The organism is Gordonia sp. SL306 (assembly GCF_026625785.1).
Taxonomy (GTDB): Bacteria; Actinomycetota; Actinomycetes; order Mycobacteriales; family Mycobacteriaceae; genus Gordonia.
In genome coordinates, this window is record NZ_CP113063.1 from 2,915,556 (window position 1) to 2,935,128 (window position 19,573).

The following is a 19,573-nucleotide window of genomic DNA, read 5'->3' on the forward strand; positions in this document are numbered from 1 at the left end:
TGTACGTCGGTGTATGTTCAGTGCTGCGATTAGGGTTACGGCATGGCACGACGCACGGGTTGGGGTGGCGAACTCCCGATCGACGACGCGGAGGCCGTCGCGCGCATCCGGTCGGCGACGCGGCGGGTGATCGAATCCGAGGGCGCCGCGGTCAGCGTCACCCTGGTGGCGCAGGAACTCCAGGTGACGCGGCAGACCGTCTACCGGTATTTCGGCAGTGTGCAGGAGCTGCTGCAGGCGGTGGCCCTCGACTCGGGACGGACGGCCGCGCCGACCATCATCGATCGCGTCCGGGCGATCACCGATCCGGCCGCGGTCGTCGTGGAACTCGTGGCGTCGGCGATCGAGATCCTCACCACCGACCGGGTGCTGGTCTTCCTGCTCGGACCGGGGGCCAGTACCGGCCTGCTCGGCGGATCGATGACGGGGCCCGCCGCGCGAGAGCAGGCCAGGGTGATCCTCGACGAGCTCGAGTTCGACTGGCACAAGCTCGGATTCGACGACGAGACATTCGACCAGCTCGTCGAGTGGTGCCTGTTGGTGATCGGCGCCTACATCCATCGCCCCGACGACGAGATCCCGGCACCGGCCGAATTGCGGGCGTATCTCTCGGTCTGGATGCGGCCGTCGATCGATGCGGCTCACCACGGAGCTCGCGGCGCGCGAGCGCGGCCGCAGCCGGAGACAATGACACAATCGGTCCCATGACCCAGCCACCCGACGATCGTTGGGACCCGAATCGCGAGCATCCCGACACGCGACGATTCGACCCCGCCGACGAGACGGCCGCCTACCGCCCCGACGACCGCGGTCCCGCGGATCAGCCGCCGGAGGCCACCGGCCGACCGGGTCCGTACGGCCCACCTCAGGCCTACACCGAGGCCGCCGCCTACGGCCCGCCGTACGGGGAGCCCGGCCCGGGCGAGCCGCCCCCGCCACCACCCAAGAACACCGGACGCACGGTCGGACTGGTGATCGCGGTGATCGCGGCCGTGGTGGTGCTGGCACTGGTCGGCATCCTGATCGCGCGCGGCTCCGGCAGCAACGACGAGCAGACCGCGGGCGCGAGCGCGTCGTCGGCCACCACGACCACCTCCGAGGCGGCGACGACCACCACCACGACGACCGAGGAGACGACCACCACCACACCCACGCCGACGGTGGCACCGGGCGCGGTGGTCTATCAGTTGACCGGCAACGGCGACGTCATCGGGATCCGGTACATCAACGGCACCAGGTCCACGGTGGTCGCCGCGGCCGGCGCCCCCTGGTCACAGGCCGCGACCGTCACCGGCGCCACCGCCGAACTCAACGCGATCGTCGTGCGTGGCCCGGTCACGTGCAACATCCTGCACGGCCGGGACCTGCTGGCCTCGTCGACGAGCAACGGCGGACCCCTGACCTGCTCGGCGCCGATACCCGCGAGTTGATCACGTCGCGTGACGCGTGCGACGACGCTACGTCCGGTCCTCGTCGCGCCACGTGACGAGCTCGCGCCGCAGCAGTTTGCCGGTGGGGTTGCGCGGCAGTTCGTCGAGGAAGATGACGTCGCGCGGCACCTTGTAGCGGGCGAGGTGGGCCCGCACGTGGTCGCGGATGTCCTGCGCCTCGGGATGTGCGCCCGGCGTGGGAACGACGAATGCCCGTAGGCGGGTACCGAATTCGTCGTCGTCGACCCCGATGACCGCGACGTCGTCGATGTCGGCGTGCTCGGCCAGCAGGTTCTCCACCTCACCGGGGTAGACGTTCTCGCCGCCGGACAGGATCATGTCGTCGTCGCGACCGTCGATGTGCAGAAGTCCGTGCTCGTCGAAATGTGCCATGTCGCCGGTCGACATGTAGCCGTCGATGATCTGCTTGTGTCGTCCGTCGGTATAGCCCTCGAACGGCGCGGAGCTCCGCACGAACAGCCTGCCGCTCTGATGGTTGTCGGTGAGCTGCCGGTCGTTCTCGTCGTAGAGACGCAGCCGCCCCGCGACCGTCGACCGCCCGACCGTGCCCGGTGCGAGCCGAAGTTCCGGCGGCTGGGCGACCGACGCGACGGCGACCTCCGTGGAGCCGTACATGTTGTAGAGGACGTCGCCGAACGCATCCTGGACGGCCTCGCTCAGCGCGGGGGTCAGCGGTGACCCGGCGATGACGATGGCCTGCAACGCACTCAGGTCGTATTCGGCGATCTTCTCCGGACCGAGGGCGAGCATCCGGTGCAGCATGGTCGGGACCGCGACCAGCATCTCGGCCCGGTGCTCGGCGAGCGCGGCCAGCGTCTTCTCGGCGTCGAACCGGCGCAGCAGGACCGCCTTGTTGGCCTTCGCGTTGGACACGCCCCACATGCCGAACCCGGTGGAGTGGAAGATCGGGGACACGATGACGACGCTGCCCCGTTCCGGGAACGGGATGCGGTCGACGAACATCGCCGACGAGAAAGGATTCATCTTTCCGCGCGGCGCACCCTTGGGCAGTCCGGTGGTGCCGCTCGTGAGGATGATGAATCCGCCGGGTGTCTTCGGCAGCGGGGGTAGCGATGTGTCGCCGGATGCGACGATGTCCTCGATCAGTGGGGCCTCGTAGTCACCGTGGTCTCTGTCGGACCACGTCAGGTAACGCGGGATGTCGGCCGGGAGCGCGCTGAGCAGGTCGATGAACTCGCTGTCGTGCAGCACCGCGCGCAGGTTCTCGCGTTTGGCCACCTCGGCGAACTGGGGTTTGGCGAAGCCCGTGTTCATCAGCGCGAGTTTGTAACCGGCCCGCCCGGCGGCGGTGATCGACAGCAGCAGGCCGCGGTGATCGCGGGCCAGCACGCCGACCACCGATCCGGTTTCGATGCCCGCGTCGAGCATCGCATTCGCGAGGGCGTTGGCCTGATCGCTCAGCTCGCGGTAGGTCAGTTCCCCGCGCTCGTCGGCGAGTGCCGGCGCGTCGGGATACTCCTCGGCATTGCGGAGGATCAGCGACGCCTGTGCACCCATGGTGTTGGCCCACTTGATCCCGCGGAGCATCGCCTTGGGGTCGGTGAAGTCGAGGATGCCGGTCTGTTGCAGCACCACCGCACTCTTGATGTTGCGGACGATGTCGTCGAATCGGTCTTTCACTGCGTCGAGCGCACCTGACATGCGGCCCATCCCTTCCCCGGCGTGCGGGGGACCAGCGGCTGTGTCCCCCCGTCACAACATTCTGGCGCGCGCAGCGGCTCGTGGGGTCGAACTCAGCGTTTCCGCAGCACCAGAACGAGATTCGTCCCGAGCACCTCACGGAGGCCCGGCACGCGCATGACCCACCACAACCAGTGCGGCAGGTACCGCGGGAATGCGGCGACGCGGAACGCCCGCGGGTCGGCGTCGGCCGCCCATCGCAGCCCCTGCGCCGCGGTCACCGGGAACAGCGAGGTCCCGAAGAGGTTCTTCGGCGGATGTCCGTGCCTGCGGGTGTACCAGCGGGCCGCGCGGTGCCCGCCCGCGTAGTGCGTGAGGCCCATCTCGTGTCCGCCGAAGGGGCCCCACCAGAGGGTGTAGCTGATGATCACCGTCCCGCCGGGCCGGGTCACGCGCAGCATCTCCTCGGCCATCGCCCAGGGCGCCGAGGTGTGTTCGACGACGTTCGACGACACGGTGACGTCCATCGACGCGTCGGCGAACGGGAGATGCCTGCCGTCGCCCCGGACCGATGCGCGATGGTCCAGACCGCCGGCGTGCATCTCGGACGGATCCGGTTCGACCGAGATGTAGTGCGCGCCGCGATCGTCGAACGCGTCGGCGAAATAGCCGGGGCCACCCCCGACATCGAGGATCACCGCACCGTCGAGTGGAGTCGGATGCCAGTCGGCGACCATCTGTGCCGTGTCGTCGGCGATCGCACCGTAGAAGCGGGCCGGGTCGCTCTGTTCGAAGCGGAAATCGTTGAGCAGGCGGGCCGCCCTGGACAACGTCGCGTGCCGGGCGAACCCGCTGGTGGAGCGGGCCATCGGTGGTCTCAGCCCTCCTCGTCGGCGTCCGGACCGCCGGCCGACTGCGCGACGAGTTGTCGCAGGCCGGCCACGAATGTCCGCAGCGCGAAGACGAACTCGGCGCGCAGATCCTCGGGCAGGGCAGGCAGGACGGTGGTCACGGACGGGAATCGGGTGGCGTCGAGCCTGCGGTAGTACTCGGTGATCGTCGCACGCCTCGGTGCGGCGTCGTGGGACTCCTGCAGGGCATAACCGACGATGAGCCTGGCCAGAGCGTGGTCGGCGGCCGCCGCCCTGGTGGGGGACAGTCCCGCACCGAGCAGCAGGCGAAGCGATTCCTCGTACCGCAGCAGACCCATGGGACCGAAGTGGACCTGTCCGGCGAACAATGCGGCCGAGTGCGGGTTCCGGCACAGCGCGTCGAAGGCGATGACGGCGGAGCCCTCGATCACCGAACTCCACTCGTCACCCAGGTCGGCCGCGGCGATCTCGGACACCGCCTCGTGCATCACGCGTTCGGCGAGCCTCGTGCACAGCTCCTCCCGACCACCCGGGAGCTGGCGGTACAGAGTGGAGGTCGACGACCCGAGTCGCCGCGCCAGGGCCCGCATGCCGAGGCCGTCGATCCCGCCTGCGGCGAGCAATGCGAGGGCCTCGGTCAGGATCTCGTCGACCGGAAACGGAGGTCGGCCACCGGCAGCGCGGTGTGCGTCGGCCGGCTCCGAAGGTTGTTCGTGCCACCAGTCTGGTGACCCGAATTCGGGTGAATCGGTGGTTTCGGGCATGGGGTGGCCTGGTGGTCCTAGCTGTTGGTGTAGGCGGCGAAATCACCTATGGAGCGACGGGTCCGACTCAACTACAGTTGTAGACGCGCGTCGGGGTTTCGGCTACAGTGTAGCCGCAATGGCAATGCAGCCTGCATCTGGATGAGGTCCCCAGGGTTCGGACGCGATGTGGAGGGGACGCCACGTACGGGCCCTGGGAACCTTTCCGATGAGCTGATCCCGATCGGTACGCTTGTTCTGCGATGACCGATCCCACCCATGTCCTGCTTCTGTGCTGGCGCGACACCGCCCACCCGCAAGGTGGCGGCAGTGAGCGCTATCTGGAACGCGTCGGCGCCGAGCTGGTGGCCAGGGGTATGCGGGTCACCCTCCTCACGGCCGCCTACGTCGGCGCTTCGGCCGAAGATGTTCGTGACGGTGTCCGCATCCTGCGGGCCGGCGGCCGCCTGACGGTCTATCCGCGAGCCCTCGCGACGATCGTGGCCGGCAGGTTCGGTCGCGGTCGGCTGGGCCGGATTGCACCCGACGTCGTGGTGGACACCCAGAACGGCATCCCGTTCTTCTCCGCGCTCGTCTCGCGTTCGCCGACCATCGTCCTGGTGCACCACTGCCATCGCGAGCAGTGGCCGGTGGCCGGCCGGCTTCTCGGTCGGCTCGGCTGGTTCCTCGAGTCGTGGGTCTCACCGCGAGTGCATCGCCGGAACCGGTACGTCACGGTCTCCGGTCCGTCGGCCGCCGAGCTCGCCTCCCTCGGTGTCGACGAGAGCCGGATCACCGTGATCCGCAACGGAATCGACCCACTGTCCGGACCGGCCGCAGATGCCTCCCACGCCGCCGAGACGGCCGCCCGGCTGTGTGTGCTGTCGCGTCTCGTGCCGCACAAGCAGGTCGAGGATGCCCTGGCCGTGGTCGGCGAGTTGGCCCACTCGCGACCGGAGGTCCACCTCGACGTGATCGGCGGCGGGTGGTGGTGGGATCAATTGCGCAGACGTGCAACCGAACTGGGCGTCGACGAGCACGTGACGTTCCACGGTCACGTCGACGAGGCCCGCAAACACCGACTTCTGGCCCAGGCGAACGTGCACCTGATGCCCTCCCGCAAGGAAGGGTGGGGGCTCGCCGTGATCGAGGCCGCGCAGCACCGGGTCCCGACCATCGGCTACCGGAGTTCGGTCGGGTTGGTCGAGTCGGTGGAGCACGGTGAGACCGGACTTCTGGTGGACGGAGTCGACGAACTCGTCAGTGCCACCAGGAAACTCATCGACAACCCGGACGAGGCGGCCCGGCTCGGCGACAACGCCCAGCGCAAGGCGGATGGCTACTCGTGGTCGGCGACCGCGGACGGTTTCATCGAGGTGTTCGACGACGTGCTGCCCACATCGCGGCGCCCGCGCCGAGCAGCACCGTCGCCGACCAGAGCAGATGTGCACTGATCACCACCGCGCGTGACGCCGCCGATGCGTCCGCCCCGGCGACCGGATCGCCGATGCGATAGAGCGTCAGGTCCGAGCCGGAGAAGACCGCGGTCGCCCGGCCGGCGAGTGCAGTCGGTGGGGCGTCGTTCTCCACCACCACCCAGCCGACGCCCAGTGCGGCCAGCGACGACGGTGACCCGCCGTGGTGGAGAACCGCATCCACGTCGGCACCACGCCCGGATGCCGGGTCCACCACGACCCCGTCGACGGTGAGCAATCCCGAATCGGTGACCGGCGCGCGCACCATCCGCGGCAGCGGGTCGAGCGATGGGACGTCGGTGAACGCGTATCGACGTACCGCACCGGTCGGCCACACCGCGACGGCGCCGCGGTCGGCCGGGACGATGCGCGCCACGGTGGCCCAGTCCGCCGGATAGGTGATGGTACGGACCTGCCCGCCGACCCCCCAGGCGAGATCCGGGAGCGGTGCGACGATCAGCAACGCCGTCACCGCCAGTGCGAAACCCGCAGGCACCCAACGTCGGACGGCGATCACCGCGGCCGCCGCGGCCACCGCGAAGAACGGCACCATCAGGGCCAGATACTTCTGGGTGTCCCGGAACAGCCCGACGCCGGGGACGTCGGCGGCCAGCCGCGACAGTCCGTCGGCCACCGGGCCGAGGGCGGCGATCGTCACGGCGAGTACGGTCACCCCGGCGAGCACGGCGAGCGCGCCGATCAGCCGGTCGTGCCGATCCCGATGAGCCCAGAGCCACCGCGCCCCGACGGCGACCACCGTCAGTAACAACAGGGTCGCCACCGCCGCCCACCAGATGGTCCGGCTCGCCGGCACCGCGTCGGCATTCCAGATGCCACCGAGTCCGAGCACCGTGCCGAGTGTGCCCAGCCCCGACTCGGCGCGCGCACCGAACACGGTGAAGCCGTCGGAGCCGGTGGTCGCCGGAGCGGTCCCGACGAGGGTCGCGGTGAGCCACGGGAGGGCACCCAGAAACCATATCCCGCAGAGGGTTCCGATCTGGCGCCATCGCCGTTCGCGGACCAGCGGGATCATCAGGACCACGAGGAGCAGGACGGCCGCGAGGATCGAGCCGGTTGGTGTGAAACCGGCGCATGCCGTGGCGGCGGCGAGTTGCGCCCACCCGGGCCACCCCTGCCTGCGCATGACCTCGACCGCCCCGACCACGATCCAGCCGAGCGCCGCATACGACACCATCAGACTCCAGTGCCCCTGCAGAAGGCGTTCGGCCACATACGGATTCCAGATCGCGACGAGGGCAGCGGCCACCGCGCCGCTGAGGCCGGCGGATGGTACGAGCCGGATCGCCATCCGGCCGTAGCCGACCCCTGCGAGGGTCAGCGCCGCGAAGGTGATCGCGGTGACCACCGCGCCGCCGTCGACGAGGCGGCTGAGCATCGCGACCACCCAGTCCTGTGGCACCGCGCGCGCGGCCACGTCGCCGAGGCCGAGGGCGGGATCGGTGACGAAGGAGCGGGGCGTGGAGACCGCGTCGCGGTAGAGCAGATGACCGGAGCGCAGGACAGGGCCCAGGACGAGCGCCGACAGCGCGGCGGAGACGAGACAGAGAGTGGGCAGCAGATGCCGTGGGGAGGTCATCTCGTCTCGGCGTGGCTTGCTCAGTAGTGGTAGGTGTCCGACGGCGCCGGCACGTGATCCGGATCGTCCGCGTAGACGGTGGTCGACCCGATCCCGTACGCGCGGGCCAGATCGAGGATCTTGGTGGCACGTGCGATGCGGGGGAGGTCGGAGCCGTTGCGGATCTCGCCGCCGTCGCGCTCGAACTCCGCGAAGAACTCCTTCGCCCAACTGATCTCGTCGTGTGACGGGGACAGGCCCTCGTTCACCGGATGACACTGGTCCGGGGTCAGGCAGATCTTGCCGGTCATCCCGAACTCGGCGCTGACCGCGGTCGCCTCGGACAGTTTCAGGGCGCTCGAGCCCACGGTCGGCCCGTCGATCGCGCTCGGCAGGTGAGCGGCCTTGGCGGCGATGGTGAACCGTGACCGGGCGTAGGCGAGGGTGGCCGGGTTGTCGCCGAATCCGGTGTCGCGCCGGAAGTCGCCGATGCCGAAGGCGAGTCGGAAGGTGCCCTTGGCGGAGGCGATCTCGCTGATCCGCTCGAGGCCGCGGGCGGTCTCGACCAGAGCCACGATCGGGACGCCGGGGAGCCGCTTGGCCGTCTCGCTGACATGGTCGACCGACTCCACCATCGCGAGCATCACGCCGCCGACCGACGTCGTCGCCAGTGCCGCCAGATCATCGGCCCACCAGGGTGTCCCGAAGCCGTTGACGCGAACCCAGTCGGACCGGCCGTCGGCCATCCACCGGATCACGTTGTCGCGCGCGGCGATCTTGTCCTTCGGTGCGACGGCGTCCTCGATGTCGAGCACCACGATGTCGGCCCGGGAGTGCACGGCGGGCTCGAATCGGCTGTCGTGCGACCCGTTGACCAGCAGCCAGCTGCGCGCGAGTACCGGATCGATGCGGAATCCGGCCGGCCCGTCGGCTGCGTCGTCGGTCGTGTTCTGGTCGTACATCGGGGCTTTCTCGCGTTCGGATGGACTCACTGTCCTCACCATCGTTGCCTATCGGCGTCGTCGGGTGCAAAGCGCCCCTTTCGGCTCCGCGACGCATCCGACATGCACACTTGACCGCATGGTGGAGCGAACCGACCGCGGCGCGCTGGCCGGTGCCCTCGGCTGGGTGGCCGCAGGATCGATGGTCGCGAACGTCTGTGCCTACCTGATCCACCTCACCGCGAGCCGGTGGTGGCTGAGCACCGCCGAGTACGGGGAGTTCGCGGTCGGGCTCTCGGCGATGCTGGTGCTCGGGGTGGCGGCCCTGGCCTTGCAGGCCGTGGTCGCCCGGGCCGTCGTGCAGCACGCCGATCCGGCCCGGATCCGCCGCGTCTCCCTGATGACCGTCGGTGTGGTGATCGTGCTGGTCGGTGCGGCCGCCCCGCTGATGGCCTGGTTCGCCTCGATGGGGGTGGATGCGGCGCTGGCCGCCCTTTCCGCGGCGCCGATGCTGGCCGTGATCGGGGCAGCCCAGGGAGTGCTACAGGGGCGGGGACAGTTCCGGCTGCTCGGCTGGGTGCTCGCCGCGGTCGGGGTCCTGCGCACGGTGCCGGTGATCGCGGTGCTCGCCGCCGGTGCCGGACCGACCGGTGCGCTGGCGGCCGGTGCGCTCGGCGCCGCGGTCGGTGCCGTCCTGGTGGCCTGGGCGGTGCGGTCGACGGGCCAGGTGCGACCGACGGTGAGTCCGTCGGTCCCGGGCGGGCTCGATCTGCTCGACGTGGTCCGGGCCTCGGGGGTGCAACTGGTACTGATCGTCGCGGCGTCGGTCGATCTGCTCCTCTCCCGCACGGTGTTGTCGGCCGACGACGCGGGGATCTATGCCCTGGGAGCGATCGCCACCAAGGTGGCGTTCTGGCTGCCACAGGCCGTCGGCGTCGTCTTCTATCCGCGGCTGGCCGATCCCGCGATCTCCCGACGATCACTGGCCCACGCGGTGATGGTGGTGGCGGGGATCGGCGTGGTCCTCACCGCCGGGGCAGCGGTCGCCGGCCCGTTGGTCCCCGTCGTCGTCCGGCCCGAATATCAGCCGCTGGTCGGCGTGCTGTGGCTGTTCGCCTACACGGGCTCGATGCTCGCCGTGCTCCAGGTCGCGTTGTTGTCGGCGATCGCCCGGCAGGCCACCGCGATCTCGCTGGTGACCTGGGTGTCGGTGGGGGCAGAGGTCGTGGTGATCCTGACCGTCGTGCACGGCATCGTGGCGCTGGCGGTGACCGCGGCAGTCACCGCGACGGTCGCGGCGGTCACGACGACACTGGTGGGTCTGCGTCCGGGGCAGCACTCGGGCGCCATCGGCGCGGCCGCCATGCGGGATTGATGACGGCCAGACCGGCGATGATCGTCGCGACACCGACGACCGCGGCGAACAGCGGGACGACCCGGCCCCAGACGGTGATCGGTGCGGCGAGTGCGGTGGCGTGCTCGGTGAGCCTGCGTTGGGTCCGGTCGTCGTAGGCGAAGGTCGCGGACATGTTGGTGAGCCGCCGGTCGGGCAGTGCGGTGTCGATGAACCGGTAGCTCTCGTCGACGGCGATGTGCGCGTCGACGATGGTGCCCGTGGTGGTGTCGACCGCGAGCTCCCAGCGGCCGCTGTGGTGCAGGGTCGCACTCACGCTGCGGGCGGGATCGACGCCCGGGACGCCGAACCACCCGGCCGGGCGCGTGATGATGGTCGGCGGGGTGCTCCGGGCGTCCCCGTTCTCGATCTGGTGGAGGTCGGTGTCGGGGACCACGGCGACGAACCGCGCGACGTCGCGGCCCGCGACCGTGGTGTCCCCGGTGTAGCGCAGGGGCACGGTGCGCCGGGTCGTCACGTCGAAGAAGGTGTGGTCGGCGGTCGACACCCCGAACGGCATCAGGTACGTGTAGCCGTCGCGGTCGGGAACGCGGACGGGTGCCGAGTTGTTGTCGTACTGGATCTCCGAGCTGCCCTGCTGGCCGGCGGCGGCAGTCAGATCCGGGAGCGCGGTGACCCGATCGAGGGTGATGCGGTCGCGTACGGCACCCATGATCGGATCGGTGCACGACGACGCGCCCGCCGCCGGTTTGGCGTCGCTGCCCGCACGCGGGGCCTCGGGATCGACCTCACGGCCGTCGATCGTCAGGTGTTCGGCCCGCACCGACGTCCCGGCCTGCAGCGTCACCCGGTCCGCGTCGGCGGGGCGCACCGCCACGAAGCGTTGCTGCCGGGTCAGGTCGGCGTCGACCACGCGGGCCGTCGGGGAGGCCAGCGAACACCGGTCCAGGACCCGCGCCGGTGAGGTGGCCGGTGCGACGGTCGTGACGTCGGTGCTGAGCGGGATGGTGCGCAGGTTGTCGACAAAGAGCGTCGGGAGCGCGATGGCGGCCGCCAGCAGGAATCCGCCGACGAAGATCAGCACCGGTCCCACGAGGTCCTTGGTCGAGAGTCGGTTCGGTCCGGATGGCGTCAGATCCTCCGCTGACGACGCGCTTTCCGGCGACGACAGACCATCTGGCGACGACGTTTCCCCCGCTGACGACATAACGGCGAGCGTACTGGCCGCCCCGACGAGCACCCCAACCCGCCGATCGTGCCCAGTTCCGCGCCGATCGTGCGCAGTTTCGCGCCGATCGTGCGCAGTTTCGCGCCGATCGTGCGCAGTTTCGCGCCGATCGTGCGCGGCCGGTCGATCCGACGACGCGGGTCGGTACCCTGGTTGACCAGCATGACCACCACCGCCAGCAGTGCCGACCACACTCCCGACGTCGTCGGCGAGACCCGACGCTTCTTCCCGCAACTCGAGGGGATGCGCGCCCTCGCCGCCATCGGGGTGCTGACCACGCACGTCGCCTTCCAGACACGCGCCGTGGAGTTGCCCGCCGTCGGTCCGGCGCTCGGTCGCCTCGACCTCGCGGTGGCGCTGTTCTTCGGGCTCTCGGGGTTCCTGCTCTGGCGGCCGTGGGTGGCCGCCGCCAACACGACGCTGCCGCGGCCTGCGGTCGGCCGTTACCTCGCCCATCGGGTGATCCGGATCTGGCCCGCCTATGTCGTCGTGGTGGTCCTGGTCCTGACGCTGTTGCCGGACGCGAAGAACGCCGACCTCACGGTCTGGCTGGCCAACCTCACGCTGACGCAGGTCTTCGTCCCGCTGTCGCTGACGGCAGGGCTCACGCAGATGTGGAGCCTGTCGGTGGAGGTGGCGTTCTATGCGCTGCTCCCGCTGATCGGCTTCGCCCTCGTCCGGCTCCGGGTGCGCGACGACGGCGTCGGGCGGGTCCGCCTGCGGATTCCGGCGCTGTTCGTACTCGGGCTGCTGAGTCTCGGCTGGGCCTGGGTGGCCATGACACTGCCCGTCCCCGCCGGCGTGGAACCGAAGAACTGGGTGTTCGGACACCTGCCGTGGTTCATCGCCGGGCTGATCCTGGCCGAGCTCGTCGGGGCGATCGAGCTGCACGAGCATCGGCCGGTGGCGCGGTGGATGCGCGTCGTGGCACGCCTCGGTGCGCGACGATGGCTGATGGCGGCGGTGCTGGTGGTGACGTATGCGCTGGCCTGCACTCCGCTCGCGGGACCGACCGGGCTGGGGGACCTCTCGTCGCTGCAGTTCGCCACGAAGATGGTGCTCGGCGCGATCTGCGGCCTGGCGATCCTGGCGCCACTGGTGATGTCGCGCGGTCCGTTCCGGCTGCTGAACTCGCCGCCGATGCTGGCCCTCGGCCGCTGGTCCTACGGGATCTTCATCTGGCATCTCGCCGTGCTCGCGGTGGTGTTCCCGCTCTTCGGCATCGTCCCTTTCGGCGGCGACTTCCTGCTGGTGTGGACCATCACGGTGGCCCTGACCATCGGTGTCTCGGCCGCGAGCTATGCCTTCGTCGAAGAACCGGCGCGCCGATGGCTCCGCAGCCGCGAGAGAAGACGCGTCCGCACGGATTCACCATCGAGCGTGACCAACCAGACCGTCAGCGACACCGCGATCAACGCCGGAAGCTGAACCCACCAGTCGAAGCCGTGGTAGCCGCCCGTCGCGTGCCATGGCCCGCTCGCCAGGCCCAGGGTCGCGAGCAGCATGGCGGCGAACACCGCCGTGACACCGATCCGCGGGCGCAACCACAGGGAGACGCCGCCCACCAGGACCGATACCGCCAGACCCCACCAGCCGGTGAGGAGCCAGGAGGCGCCCAGCCACGACACGACCGCGGTCGCGGTGACCCACGCCGGGGTCGCTCGGTCCGCCGGGTGGTCGTCCGGCGACTCGACGCCGCGGCGTGGCCACCAGGCGAGCGCGAGGAGGAGCGCGACCAGCGCCAGCCCGACCCCGAGCGACCACCGGTAGAGCGAGTCGAAGCGATACGTCAGCGTGACGGTGCCCGCCGCGCCGGGCGGGACCAGCCAGCCCTGCTGCCAGCCGTTCATCACGACGGGCTTCAGCGACCGGCCGTCGAGACTCGCCTGCCATCCGTCGTTGGTGCTCTCTGGCACGACCAGGACACGCTGGCGTGCACCGGATTCCACCTGCACGGTGCGGTGCGTCGACGACCAGTCGGTGACCTTCGGGACCACCGGCGACGACCCGCTGTCGTCGGCCGCGCCGTGGACCGGTAGGGCCACCTGGTCGACGGTGAACGCCGACCCCGGGTTGACCGACAACTCCTGCTCGCCGCCGCCGAGTTTCAGCGTTGCGGGCGAGCACGGCCGCGCGACCACCGGTTCACCGGCCCGCAGCGCCGCCGCCGTGGTGCGCACCGACATCCCGATCACCTGTCCCGAGACGGTGAGACCGATGCCTGCGTCACAACCGATCTCGACGACCCGATCGTCGGTGGGCGGTGCCTGCGGTGCCGGGCTGATCTGCACCTCGCTGATCCCCGCCGGTGCCGGCCGGGCGAACCCCAGATTGTTGACGTCGATGAGGTCGGCGGTCTTGGTCACCGTGAGGTCGATGCGGTCGGTGACCGTCGGGTCCAGCTCGACCACACCGTCCCGCCCGACGTCGCGGACCTGGGGCCCGGTGCCGAGGTCGATGCTCACCCGCCGCGGGGCCGCGGGATAGCGCTCCGGCGCGACGATGCGCAGCCGGTCGACGCGCTGCGCGTGCGGGAGGCGGATCACCAATTCCGGTTTGTCGCTGCGCTTCTTGTCCCCGGAGGCCCGGTCCGTCGAGGAGCCGGAGGACGTTTCCGGTGCGGTCCACGTGGTGCCGACGTCGCCGTCGACCGCGGCGCCTGCATTGCCGCGCGGGTCGTCGACCCCGGTCGGTCCGTCTGCGGTGATCTGCCCGGGTGCGGAGATCAGACCGCGCAACGCGTCCCCGGATTTCGGGCGTAGCACCACACTCGGGTCGACCTCGGTCGGGGCGGGCACCGACAACGAGCGGGTGAAGATCCCCGGCGTCTCCGGGTTCAGACCGAGACCGGGAGCGCATCGCTGCGAGTCGCCGTCGGCCACACACGCCGACCGGCCACCGAGTTCTTCACCGAGCAGCCACCCCGACACCCTGGTCCCGGCGGGTGGCGGTGGCAGCACCACACGATGCCGGATGGTGAGTGGCGTGTGGCTCGACAGATCGGCCAGCGACAGCTCGCCGATGGCGAACTGGTTGCCGCCCCGGCCATCTGCGGTGCTGATCGCCCGGATCTGCATCCATCGGGTGGGACCGCTCGGCGCCGTCACGGTGACCGGCTTGCCGGGCTCGACGCCCTGCGTGACGGAACTGCCTGCCTCGGTGGACACCAGGATGCCGCTGACGTCGGAGCCGAGGGCCTTGCTCGTCGTGATGTTCACCGCGAGGTCGGAGCGCGGCTCGGTGAAGTCCAGTCGCATCCAGCGGCCGACGGCCGAGTCGAGGCCGCTGCTCACCCAGGCCGTGTCCGGATCGCCGTCGAATGCCGAGGCCGGCGAGTTGGCCGGCGACGTCTGTCCCAATTGTGTTGCATCCGAGGCTGACCCGGACGTCGACACCCGGACCTGTCCCGGCTGGTTGTTCAGGAGCCACTGGCCCTCGACGAGGGGTTGACCGGCGACCGGGTAGTCGGGTGCCGCATTCTGGGTGCGTCGCGAATCCCCGTCGGCGCGGATCGCCGAGCTGTGGTCGTCGACCCGGCCGAAGTCGGTTTCCCGGTCGGTCGGGGTGTCGGTGAGCAGGACGCCGCGGCCGTCGGCGAGGCCCGCCCGGCGCGCGTCGGCGTCGAGGACTGCCGGACCCAGTGGTGGGAGTCCCGTGCGGGCGCGCTGTTCCTGCACGGCGGCAAGTGCTTCCGGTCCACCGGCCACCCGCGGCGTCGCGTCGGCGTCGACGAGGACGGGACCGGTACCGGGGAATCCTGTCGGGCTGTGCACCGCGTAGATCTGGATCGCCGGCAGGAGCGGCCGTAAACCGTTGTCGCGCACCACCCCCGGCACGCTCGGCTGGCCCACGTCGGCGCCGAAGGTCGCTACCCGGTCCAGCCCGGGCGAGTTGTCGACGGCCTGCTGGGCGACGAGCGGTCGTGCGGATCGGGACGTGTCCGGATCGAGATCGGCACGCAGCACCACATATCCGATGCCCTGTTGGGCGAGGGTGGCGGCGAGGCCAGGGGAGCCCCGGCCGTCGGCGATGTCGCGCTGTACGGAGTCGAGGGCCCGGATCGCGCCCGGCGGGGTGAGTGGGATCGCGTCGCGCACCGCCCACGGGTCCTCGGCGAGGGGTTGCATCGGTTCGTCGCGGGTGAGGCCCCAGAGTTGGTCGGCGAACGGCGCGCCGGGGACCACGAGGCTGCGGACCGGTGCGGTACTACCCGGTGGGCTGCCGTGTGCGGACAGCCATTTCGACGCAGCCGACCAGTGATCGGGGATCGCGCGGTAGGTGCCGGCAGGCGCCAGTTGTCCGGTCCAGATCAACGAGCCCGCGCCGATGGCGGCAACCGCCACGACGATCGCGGCGGCCACCGGACGGGAACGCTGCGGGTGGGCGAAGGCCGCCGACATCTCTCGCAGGGAGGCCGTGCCGGGCAGCGGTACGCGGGCGAGCAGGTGCGCGGTGCCCAGGACCAGCGGGATACGGATGAAGGGTTCGAACTTGTGGATGTTGCGCAATGGCGCGCCTGCACCGTCGAGGAACACGCGGACCGGTTCGGCGATCGGCGAACCGAGCTCGCCGGCGAATCCAAGGCACATCAGCAGCAGGCCGATCACCAGCACGGTGACCAGGCGCCCGCGGAACGGCATGTGCCGCATACACAATCCGACGAGACCGGCGGCGGCGAGTACGCCGGTCGCCAGCACGGCGGCCGGCTGGTCCACCAGCACCGCGCCTGCGACGCGTTCCGGCGACACGAACGGGGTCCACGAACTGGTGCCCCGCAACACCTCGGTGAGGGAGGTCCACTCGGTGGTGACCCGCGACGACTCGATGAAGTCGAGGAACGGCGGGCTCACCCGCGACAGGATGAGCAGCGGCACCACCCACCAGGCGCACGCCATGGCCATTCCGAGGGCCCACCACGCCCCGAACCGCCACCAGCGCCCCGGGGCGACAGAGCTGAGGGCGGGCGCGTGCAGCAGCCACCACACGACGCCGACGCCGAGCGCGGCGAGTGTCGCCACCGCGTTGACGGCGCCCATCAGCGCGACCGCCGCAGCCGACTGCAATGCAGGCCGCCAGAGCGGTCCGCGGGCGCGGTGCAGGACGCGGACCAGGGGCACCAGCACCCACGGAGCCAAGACCATCGGCAGCGTCTCCGACGAGATCGAGCCGATGGTGGTGAGGACGCGAGGGCTCAGCACGAAGATGAGTCCGGCGATCACCCGCGATCCCGGCGAGCCCACGCGGAGCGCCTCGGCGAGGCGCACGATGCCGACGAAGCCGATGACGAGGAGCAGCGCCCACCACGTGCGCTGGACGATCCAGGGCGGGATGTGGACGAGGTCGCCGAGCGCGAAGAAGGCGCCGTGCGGAAAGAAGTAGCCGTAAGCCTGGTTCTGCACCTGACCCATCGGCGCATTGGGGGTCCACAGATGCGCGGCGCGGCTCAGGAAGCCGATCGGATCGGCGGTGAGATCGAGCTTGGTGTCGGCGGCGATCCGCCCGGGAGACTGCAGGAACGAGACGACGAGCGCGCAGACCGTGGCGACGGCGACGCCGCGCTTCGACAGCGTCCGGTCGAGGGCGGGATCGCGGATCCGTGCCGGGTCGGACCGATCGACCGCGGTGGTCAGGTCAGGCCCGAAGGTCAGTTGTCGGCCCCGGCATCGCCCCGGGTGCCGTAGTCGACCGAGCCCTGGACGAAACCGCTGTTCGGATTGACGCTGTTGACGTCCGTCGACGGGCTCGTCTCGGTGGACAGGAACCCACCGAGGAACACGGCGCCGAGTCCCACCAGGATGCCGGCGACTCCGGCCACGGCTCCGGCGACGAGGCGGTTGTTGGTCATGGCGACGAAAATACCATTCGGTGCTGATCATCTGATGAGGACGGCGTGGGTTCGCGACCATGGATTGTCCCGGATGCGCGGAGTAGCGTCGTGGCCACGCGCCAGGCGAATCGAGGCACGATGCACGAAATGGCGATAACGCAGGCTGTGGTCGACGCCGTGTGTGAGCATGCCGCCGGCCGCCGCGTCCACCAGGTCACCGTCGAGGTCGGCGCGCTCTGCGCGGTGGAACCCGATGCCATGGATTTCTGCTTCTCCCTCGCGACCGACGAGACGGTGGCCGACGGCGCGGTGCTCGACATCGTCGTCACTCCCGGACTCGCACGATGCCGGGCATGTCACGCAGAGCTGACCCTCGAGGGCCTGATCCTGTTGTGTCCCTGCGGTAGTGCCGATCTCGACGTGACGTCTGGTCGCGAGCTCCGGATCAAATCGATGGAGGTGAGCGACGAATGTGCGCAACATGCGGGTGCGGCGACGACGCGCAACCGGTGATCACGGTTCCCCATCAGCACGACCATCCTGACCAGCACGACCATCCCGACCATCCCCACCGGCACGACCATGACGGGCACCACCACCACGACCACGCGGCCGTCACCGAGACGGTCACCCTCGAACAGAAGGTACTGGCCAAGAACGACCTCATCGCCGAACGCAATCGCGCCTGGCTGCACGAGCGCGCCATCGTCGCCCTGAACATGACGAGTTCGCCCGGTGCGGGCAAGACCTCACTGATCGAACGAACCATCCGCGAGATGTCCGGTCGGTTTCCCGTATCGGTGATCGAAGGCGACCAGGCGACACTGCTCGATGCCGATCGCATCGCGGCGACGGGCTGCGACGTGGTGCAGGTCAACACGGGCGCCGGCTGTCACCTCGATGCACAGATGGTCGGTGACGCGATCGGCGAGCTCGATCCACGGCCGGACTCGCTACTGCTGATCGAGAATGTCGGCAACCTCGTGTGTCCGGCGCTGTTCGATCTCGGCGAACGCCTGAAGGTGGTGGTCATCTCGGTGACCGAGGGCACGGACAAACCGGCGAAGTATCCGCACATGTTCGCCGCCGCCGGTCTGGTGGTGATCAACAAGATCGACCTGTCGCCGTACGTCGACTTCGACGAGGCGATATGTCGGGCCCACATCGACTCCCTGAATCCCGGGGTGCCGGTGCTGGCACTGTCGGTGACCAGCGGGATCGGGATGCCGGAATGGTACGCATGGCTTACGACATCGTTCGAGGTCACGGCGGGGACGGGCCGCGATTGACATAACCTCCACTGCGGCGTAAACCGAGTGACTAACGTCACACAAGCGTGCCGATGGTCGACTCCGGTGACGTGAGGGGTCGGTGCCGGACCCCGGGAAGTGGCATTTCATGCCTACCGATGCTGCGCTGAAAGCGGAAGAAACGCTGATCCACGTTCTCTGGATCAACGCAGGACTCAGTTGTGACGGGGATTCGGTCGCGCTGACCGCGGCCACCCAACCCAGTATCGAGGAGATCGCGCTCGGTTCGTTGCCGGGCCTGCCGCGGGTCGCGGTCCATTGGCCGCTGATCGACTTCGAATGCGGTCCCGCCGGGGGCGCCGACGACTTCCTCGAGTGGTTCTGGAAAGCCGACCGCGGGGAACTCGAACCGTTCGTTCTCGTCGTCGAGGGATCGATCCCCAACGAACAGCTCCACGACGAGGGCGGGTATTGGTGCGGCTTCGGGAACAAGCCGGGCACGGATCAACCGATGACCACCAGCGAGTGGCTCACCCGGCTGGCCCCCAAGGCCACTGCGATCGTCGCGGTGGGCACCTGCGCGACCTACGGCGGTATCCATGCCATGGCGGGTAATCCGACCGGGGCGATGGGCGTGCCGGATTTCCTCGGCTGGGACTGGAAGAGCAAGGCGGACATCCCCATCGTGTGCGTTCCAGGATGCCCGATCCATCCCGACAACCTGTCGGAGACGCTGACCTATCTGCTGTACATGGCGACCGGTCAGGCTCCGATGATCCCGCTCGACGAATCACTGCGTCCCACCTGGCTGTTCGGTGCCACGGTCCACGAGGGGTGTGATCGCGCCGGCTATTACGAGGAAGGTGATTTCGCCACCGAGTACGGCTCGCCGAAATGCATCGTCAAGCTCGGGTGCTGGGGACCGGTCGTCAAATGCAATGTGCCCAAGCGGGGTTGGATCAACGGGGTCGGAGGGTGTCCCAACGTCGGCGGGATCTGTATCGGGTGCACGATGCCGGGCTTCCCCGACAAGTTCATGCCGTTCATGGATGAGCCCCCGGGCGGCAAGCTCTCGTCGACGGCGTCCGGACTGTACGGAACAGTGATCCGGAATCTGCGACATGTCACCGGGAAGACCGTCGAGAAGGAACCGCGGTGGCGTCACAAGGGTGAGCTGCTGGAAACCGGAGCAACCCGCACCTGGTAGGAGCAAGC

Annotated in this window: 16 protein-coding genes and 1 pseudogene; 8 read left to right on the forward strand and 9 right to left on the reverse strand. The window is 69.6% G+C overall.

Features of this window, described 5'->3' with window-relative positions; genetic code table 11:
• The first annotated feature begins 42 nt into the window (after positions 1–42).
• Together OVA31_RS13305 and OVA31_RS13310 are read left to right on the forward strand one after the other, a co-directional pair.
• The gene (locus OVA31_RS13305; RefSeq protein WP_267627122.1) at positions 43–708 is read left to right on the forward strand and encodes a TetR/AcrR family transcriptional regulator; all 666 of its coding nucleotides are present in this window, start codon (positions 43–45) and stop codon (positions 706–708) included.
• Positions 705–1,430, forward strand: coding sequence for a hypothetical protein (locus OVA31_RS13310; protein ID WP_267627123.1), 726 nt, complete (start codon positions 705–707; stop codon positions 1,428–1,430). The genes OVA31_RS13305 and OVA31_RS13310 overlap by 4 nt, the downstream gene beginning before the upstream one ends.
• 27 nt (positions 1,431–1,457) lie before the next feature.
• Here the strand turns inward: OVA31_RS13310 and OVA31_RS13315 are convergent, their stop codons facing one another.
• From OVA31_RS13315 to OVA31_RS13325, 3 genes are all read right to left on the reverse strand, one after another.
• Positions 1,458–3,122, reverse strand: coding sequence for an acyl-CoA synthetase (locus tag OVA31_RS13315; RefSeq protein WP_420714027.1), 1,665 nt, complete (start codon positions 3,120–3,122; stop codon positions 1,458–1,460).
• A gap of 83 nt (positions 3,123–3,205) precedes the next feature.
• Positions 3,206–3,961: a class I SAM-dependent methyltransferase gene (locus OVA31_RS13320; RefSeq protein ID WP_267627125.1), complete on the reverse strand. Its 756-nt coding sequence runs from the start codon at positions 3,959–3,961 to the stop codon at positions 3,206–3,208.
• Positions 3,962–3,969: 8 nt separating this feature from the next.
• On the reverse strand, positions 3,970–4,728 hold the full coding sequence (locus OVA31_RS13325) for a TetR/AcrR family transcriptional regulator (RefSeq protein WP_267627126.1): 759 nt from the start codon (positions 4,726–4,728) through the stop codon (positions 3,970–3,972).
• A gap of 242 nt (positions 4,729–4,970) precedes the next feature.
• On the opposite strand from OVA31_RS13325, the gene OVA31_RS13330 reads away from it, so the two are divergent.
• Positions 4,971–6,161 (forward strand): glycosyltransferase family 4 protein, encoded by a 1,191-nt coding sequence (locus OVA31_RS13330; protein ID WP_267627127.1) that lies wholly within the window; start codon positions 4,971–4,973, stop codon positions 6,159–6,161.
• Here OVA31_RS13330 and OVA31_RS13335 read toward each other — a convergent pair.
• Both OVA31_RS13335 and OVA31_RS13340 read right to left on the reverse strand, forming a co-directional pair.
• Complete coding sequence (locus tag OVA31_RS13335; RefSeq protein WP_267627128.1) at positions 6,076–7,779, reverse strand: hypothetical protein; 1,704 nt, start codon at positions 7,777–7,779, stop codon at positions 6,076–6,078. The genes OVA31_RS13330 and OVA31_RS13335 overlap by 86 nt on opposite strands.
• Before the next feature lie 20 nt (positions 7,780–7,799).
• Positions 7,800–8,720, reverse strand: a complete 921-nt coding sequence (locus OVA31_RS13340; protein ID WP_267631519.1) for an HpcH/HpaI aldolase/citrate lyase family protein — start codon at positions 8,718–8,720, stop codon at positions 7,800–7,802.
• 118 nt (positions 8,721–8,838) lie between these two features.
• Between OVA31_RS13340 and OVA31_RS13345 the strand changes: the two genes are divergently transcribed.
• The gene (locus OVA31_RS13345; protein WP_267627129.1) at positions 8,839–10,074 is read left to right on the forward strand and encodes a polysaccharide biosynthesis protein; all 1,236 of its coding nucleotides are present in this window, start codon (positions 8,839–8,841) and stop codon (positions 10,072–10,074) included.
• Here the strand turns inward: OVA31_RS13345 and OVA31_RS13350 are convergent.
• Complete coding sequence (locus OVA31_RS13350) at positions 10,001–11,146, reverse strand: DUF3068 domain-containing protein (RefSeq protein WP_267627130.1); 1,146 nt, start codon at positions 11,144–11,146, stop codon at positions 10,001–10,003. The two genes, OVA31_RS13345 and OVA31_RS13350, sit on opposite strands and share 74 nt — an antisense overlap.
• Positions 11,147–11,184: 38 nt before the next feature.
• Positions 11,185–11,445: a hypothetical protein gene (locus tag OVA31_RS13355; protein ID WP_267627131.1), complete on the reverse strand. Its 261-nt coding sequence runs from the start codon at positions 11,443–11,445 to the stop codon at positions 11,185–11,187.
• A gap of 79 nt (positions 11,446–11,524) precedes the next feature.
• On the opposite strand from OVA31_RS13355, the pseudogene OVA31_RS13360 reads away from it, so the two are divergent.
• Positions 11,525–12,568: pseudogene (locus tag OVA31_RS13360) on the forward strand (acyltransferase family protein); the annotation flags it as partial.
• An 11-nt stretch (positions 12,569–12,579) separates the two neighbouring features.
• On the opposite strand, the gene OVA31_RS24760 reads toward OVA31_RS13360, so the two are convergent.
• Entirely contained in the window at positions 12,580–16,848 is a 4,269-nt protein-coding gene (locus OVA31_RS24760) for a DUF3367 domain-containing protein (protein WP_267631520.1), read from the reverse strand.
• Between the two features lie 77 nt (positions 16,849–16,925).
• On the reverse strand, positions 16,926–17,126 hold the full coding sequence (locus OVA31_RS13370; protein WP_161060666.1) for a DUF2613 domain-containing protein: 201 nt from the start codon (positions 17,124–17,126) through the stop codon (positions 16,926–16,928).
• Between the two features lie 120 nt (positions 17,127–17,246).
• On the opposite strand from OVA31_RS13370, the gene OVA31_RS13375 reads away from it, so the two are divergent.
• From OVA31_RS13375 to OVA31_RS13385, 3 genes are all read left to right on the forward strand, one after another.
• On the forward strand, positions 17,247–17,621 hold the full coding sequence (locus OVA31_RS13375; RefSeq protein WP_267627132.1) for a hydrogenase maturation nickel metallochaperone HypA: 375 nt from the start codon (positions 17,247–17,249) through the stop codon (positions 17,619–17,621).
• Positions 17,579–18,397 (forward strand): hydrogenase nickel incorporation protein HypB, encoded by an 819-nt coding sequence (hypB, locus tag OVA31_RS13380; RefSeq protein ID WP_267627133.1) that lies wholly within the window; start codon positions 17,579–17,581, stop codon positions 18,395–18,397. The genes OVA31_RS13375 and hypB overlap by 43 nt, the downstream gene beginning before the upstream one ends.
• A gap of 109 nt (positions 18,398–18,506) precedes the next feature.
• On the forward strand, positions 18,507–19,565 hold the full coding sequence (locus tag OVA31_RS13385; protein WP_267627134.1) for a hydrogenase expression protein HypE: 1,059 nt from the start codon (positions 18,507–18,509) through the stop codon (positions 19,563–19,565).
• Positions 19,566–19,573 lie beyond the last annotated feature (8 nt).

Coding starts and splice junctions, on each gene's coding strand:
- OVA31_RS13315 (WP_420714027.1), bottom strand. CDS start 3,122: ATGGGCCGCATGTCAGGTGCGCTCGACGCAGTGAAAGACCGATTCGAC.
- OVA31_RS13370 (WP_161060666.1), bottom strand. CDS start 17,126: ATGACCAACAACCGCCTCGTCGCCGGAGCCGTGGCCGGAGTCGCCGGC.
- OVA31_RS13330 (WP_267627127.1), top strand. CDS start 4,971: ATGACCGATCCCACCCATGTCCTGCTTCTGTGCTGGCGCGACACCGCC.
- OVA31_RS13375 (WP_267627132.1), top strand. CDS start 17,247: ATGCACGAAATGGCGATAACGCAGGCTGTGGTCGACGCCGTGTGTGAG.
- OVA31_RS13385 (WP_267627134.1), top strand. CDS start 18,507: ATGCCTACCGATGCTGCGCTGAAAGCGGAAGAAACGCTGATCCACGTT.
- OVA31_RS13345 (WP_267627129.1), top strand. CDS start 8,839: ATGGTGGAGCGAACCGACCGCGGCGCGCTGGCCGGTGCCCTCGGCTGG.
- OVA31_RS13305 (WP_267627122.1), top strand. CDS start 43: ATGGCACGACGCACGGGTTGGGGTGGCGAACTCCCGATCGACGACGCG.
- OVA31_RS13310 (WP_267627123.1), top strand. CDS start 705: ATGACCCAGCCACCCGACGATCGTTGGGACCCGAATCGCGAGCATCCC.
- OVA31_RS13355 (WP_267627131.1), bottom strand. CDS start 11,445: ATGCTGGTCAACCAGGGTACCGACCCGCGTCGTCGGATCGACCGGCCG.
- OVA31_RS13335 (WP_267627128.1), bottom strand. CDS start 7,779: ATGACCTCCCCACGGCATCTGCTGCCCACTCTCTGTCTCGTCTCCGCC.
- hypB (WP_267627133.1), top strand. CDS start 17,579: ATGTGCGCAACATGCGGGTGCGGCGACGACGCGCAACCGGTGATCACG.
- OVA31_RS13340 (WP_267631519.1), bottom strand. CDS start 8,720: ATGTACGACCAGAACACGACCGACGACGCAGCCGACGGGCCGGCCGGA.
- OVA31_RS13325 (WP_267627126.1), bottom strand. CDS start 4,728: ATGCCCGAAACCACCGATTCACCCGAATTCGGGTCACCAGACTGGTGG.
- OVA31_RS13320 (WP_267627125.1), bottom strand. CDS start 3,961: ATGGCCCGCTCCACCAGCGGGTTCGCCCGGCACGCGACGTTGTCCAGG.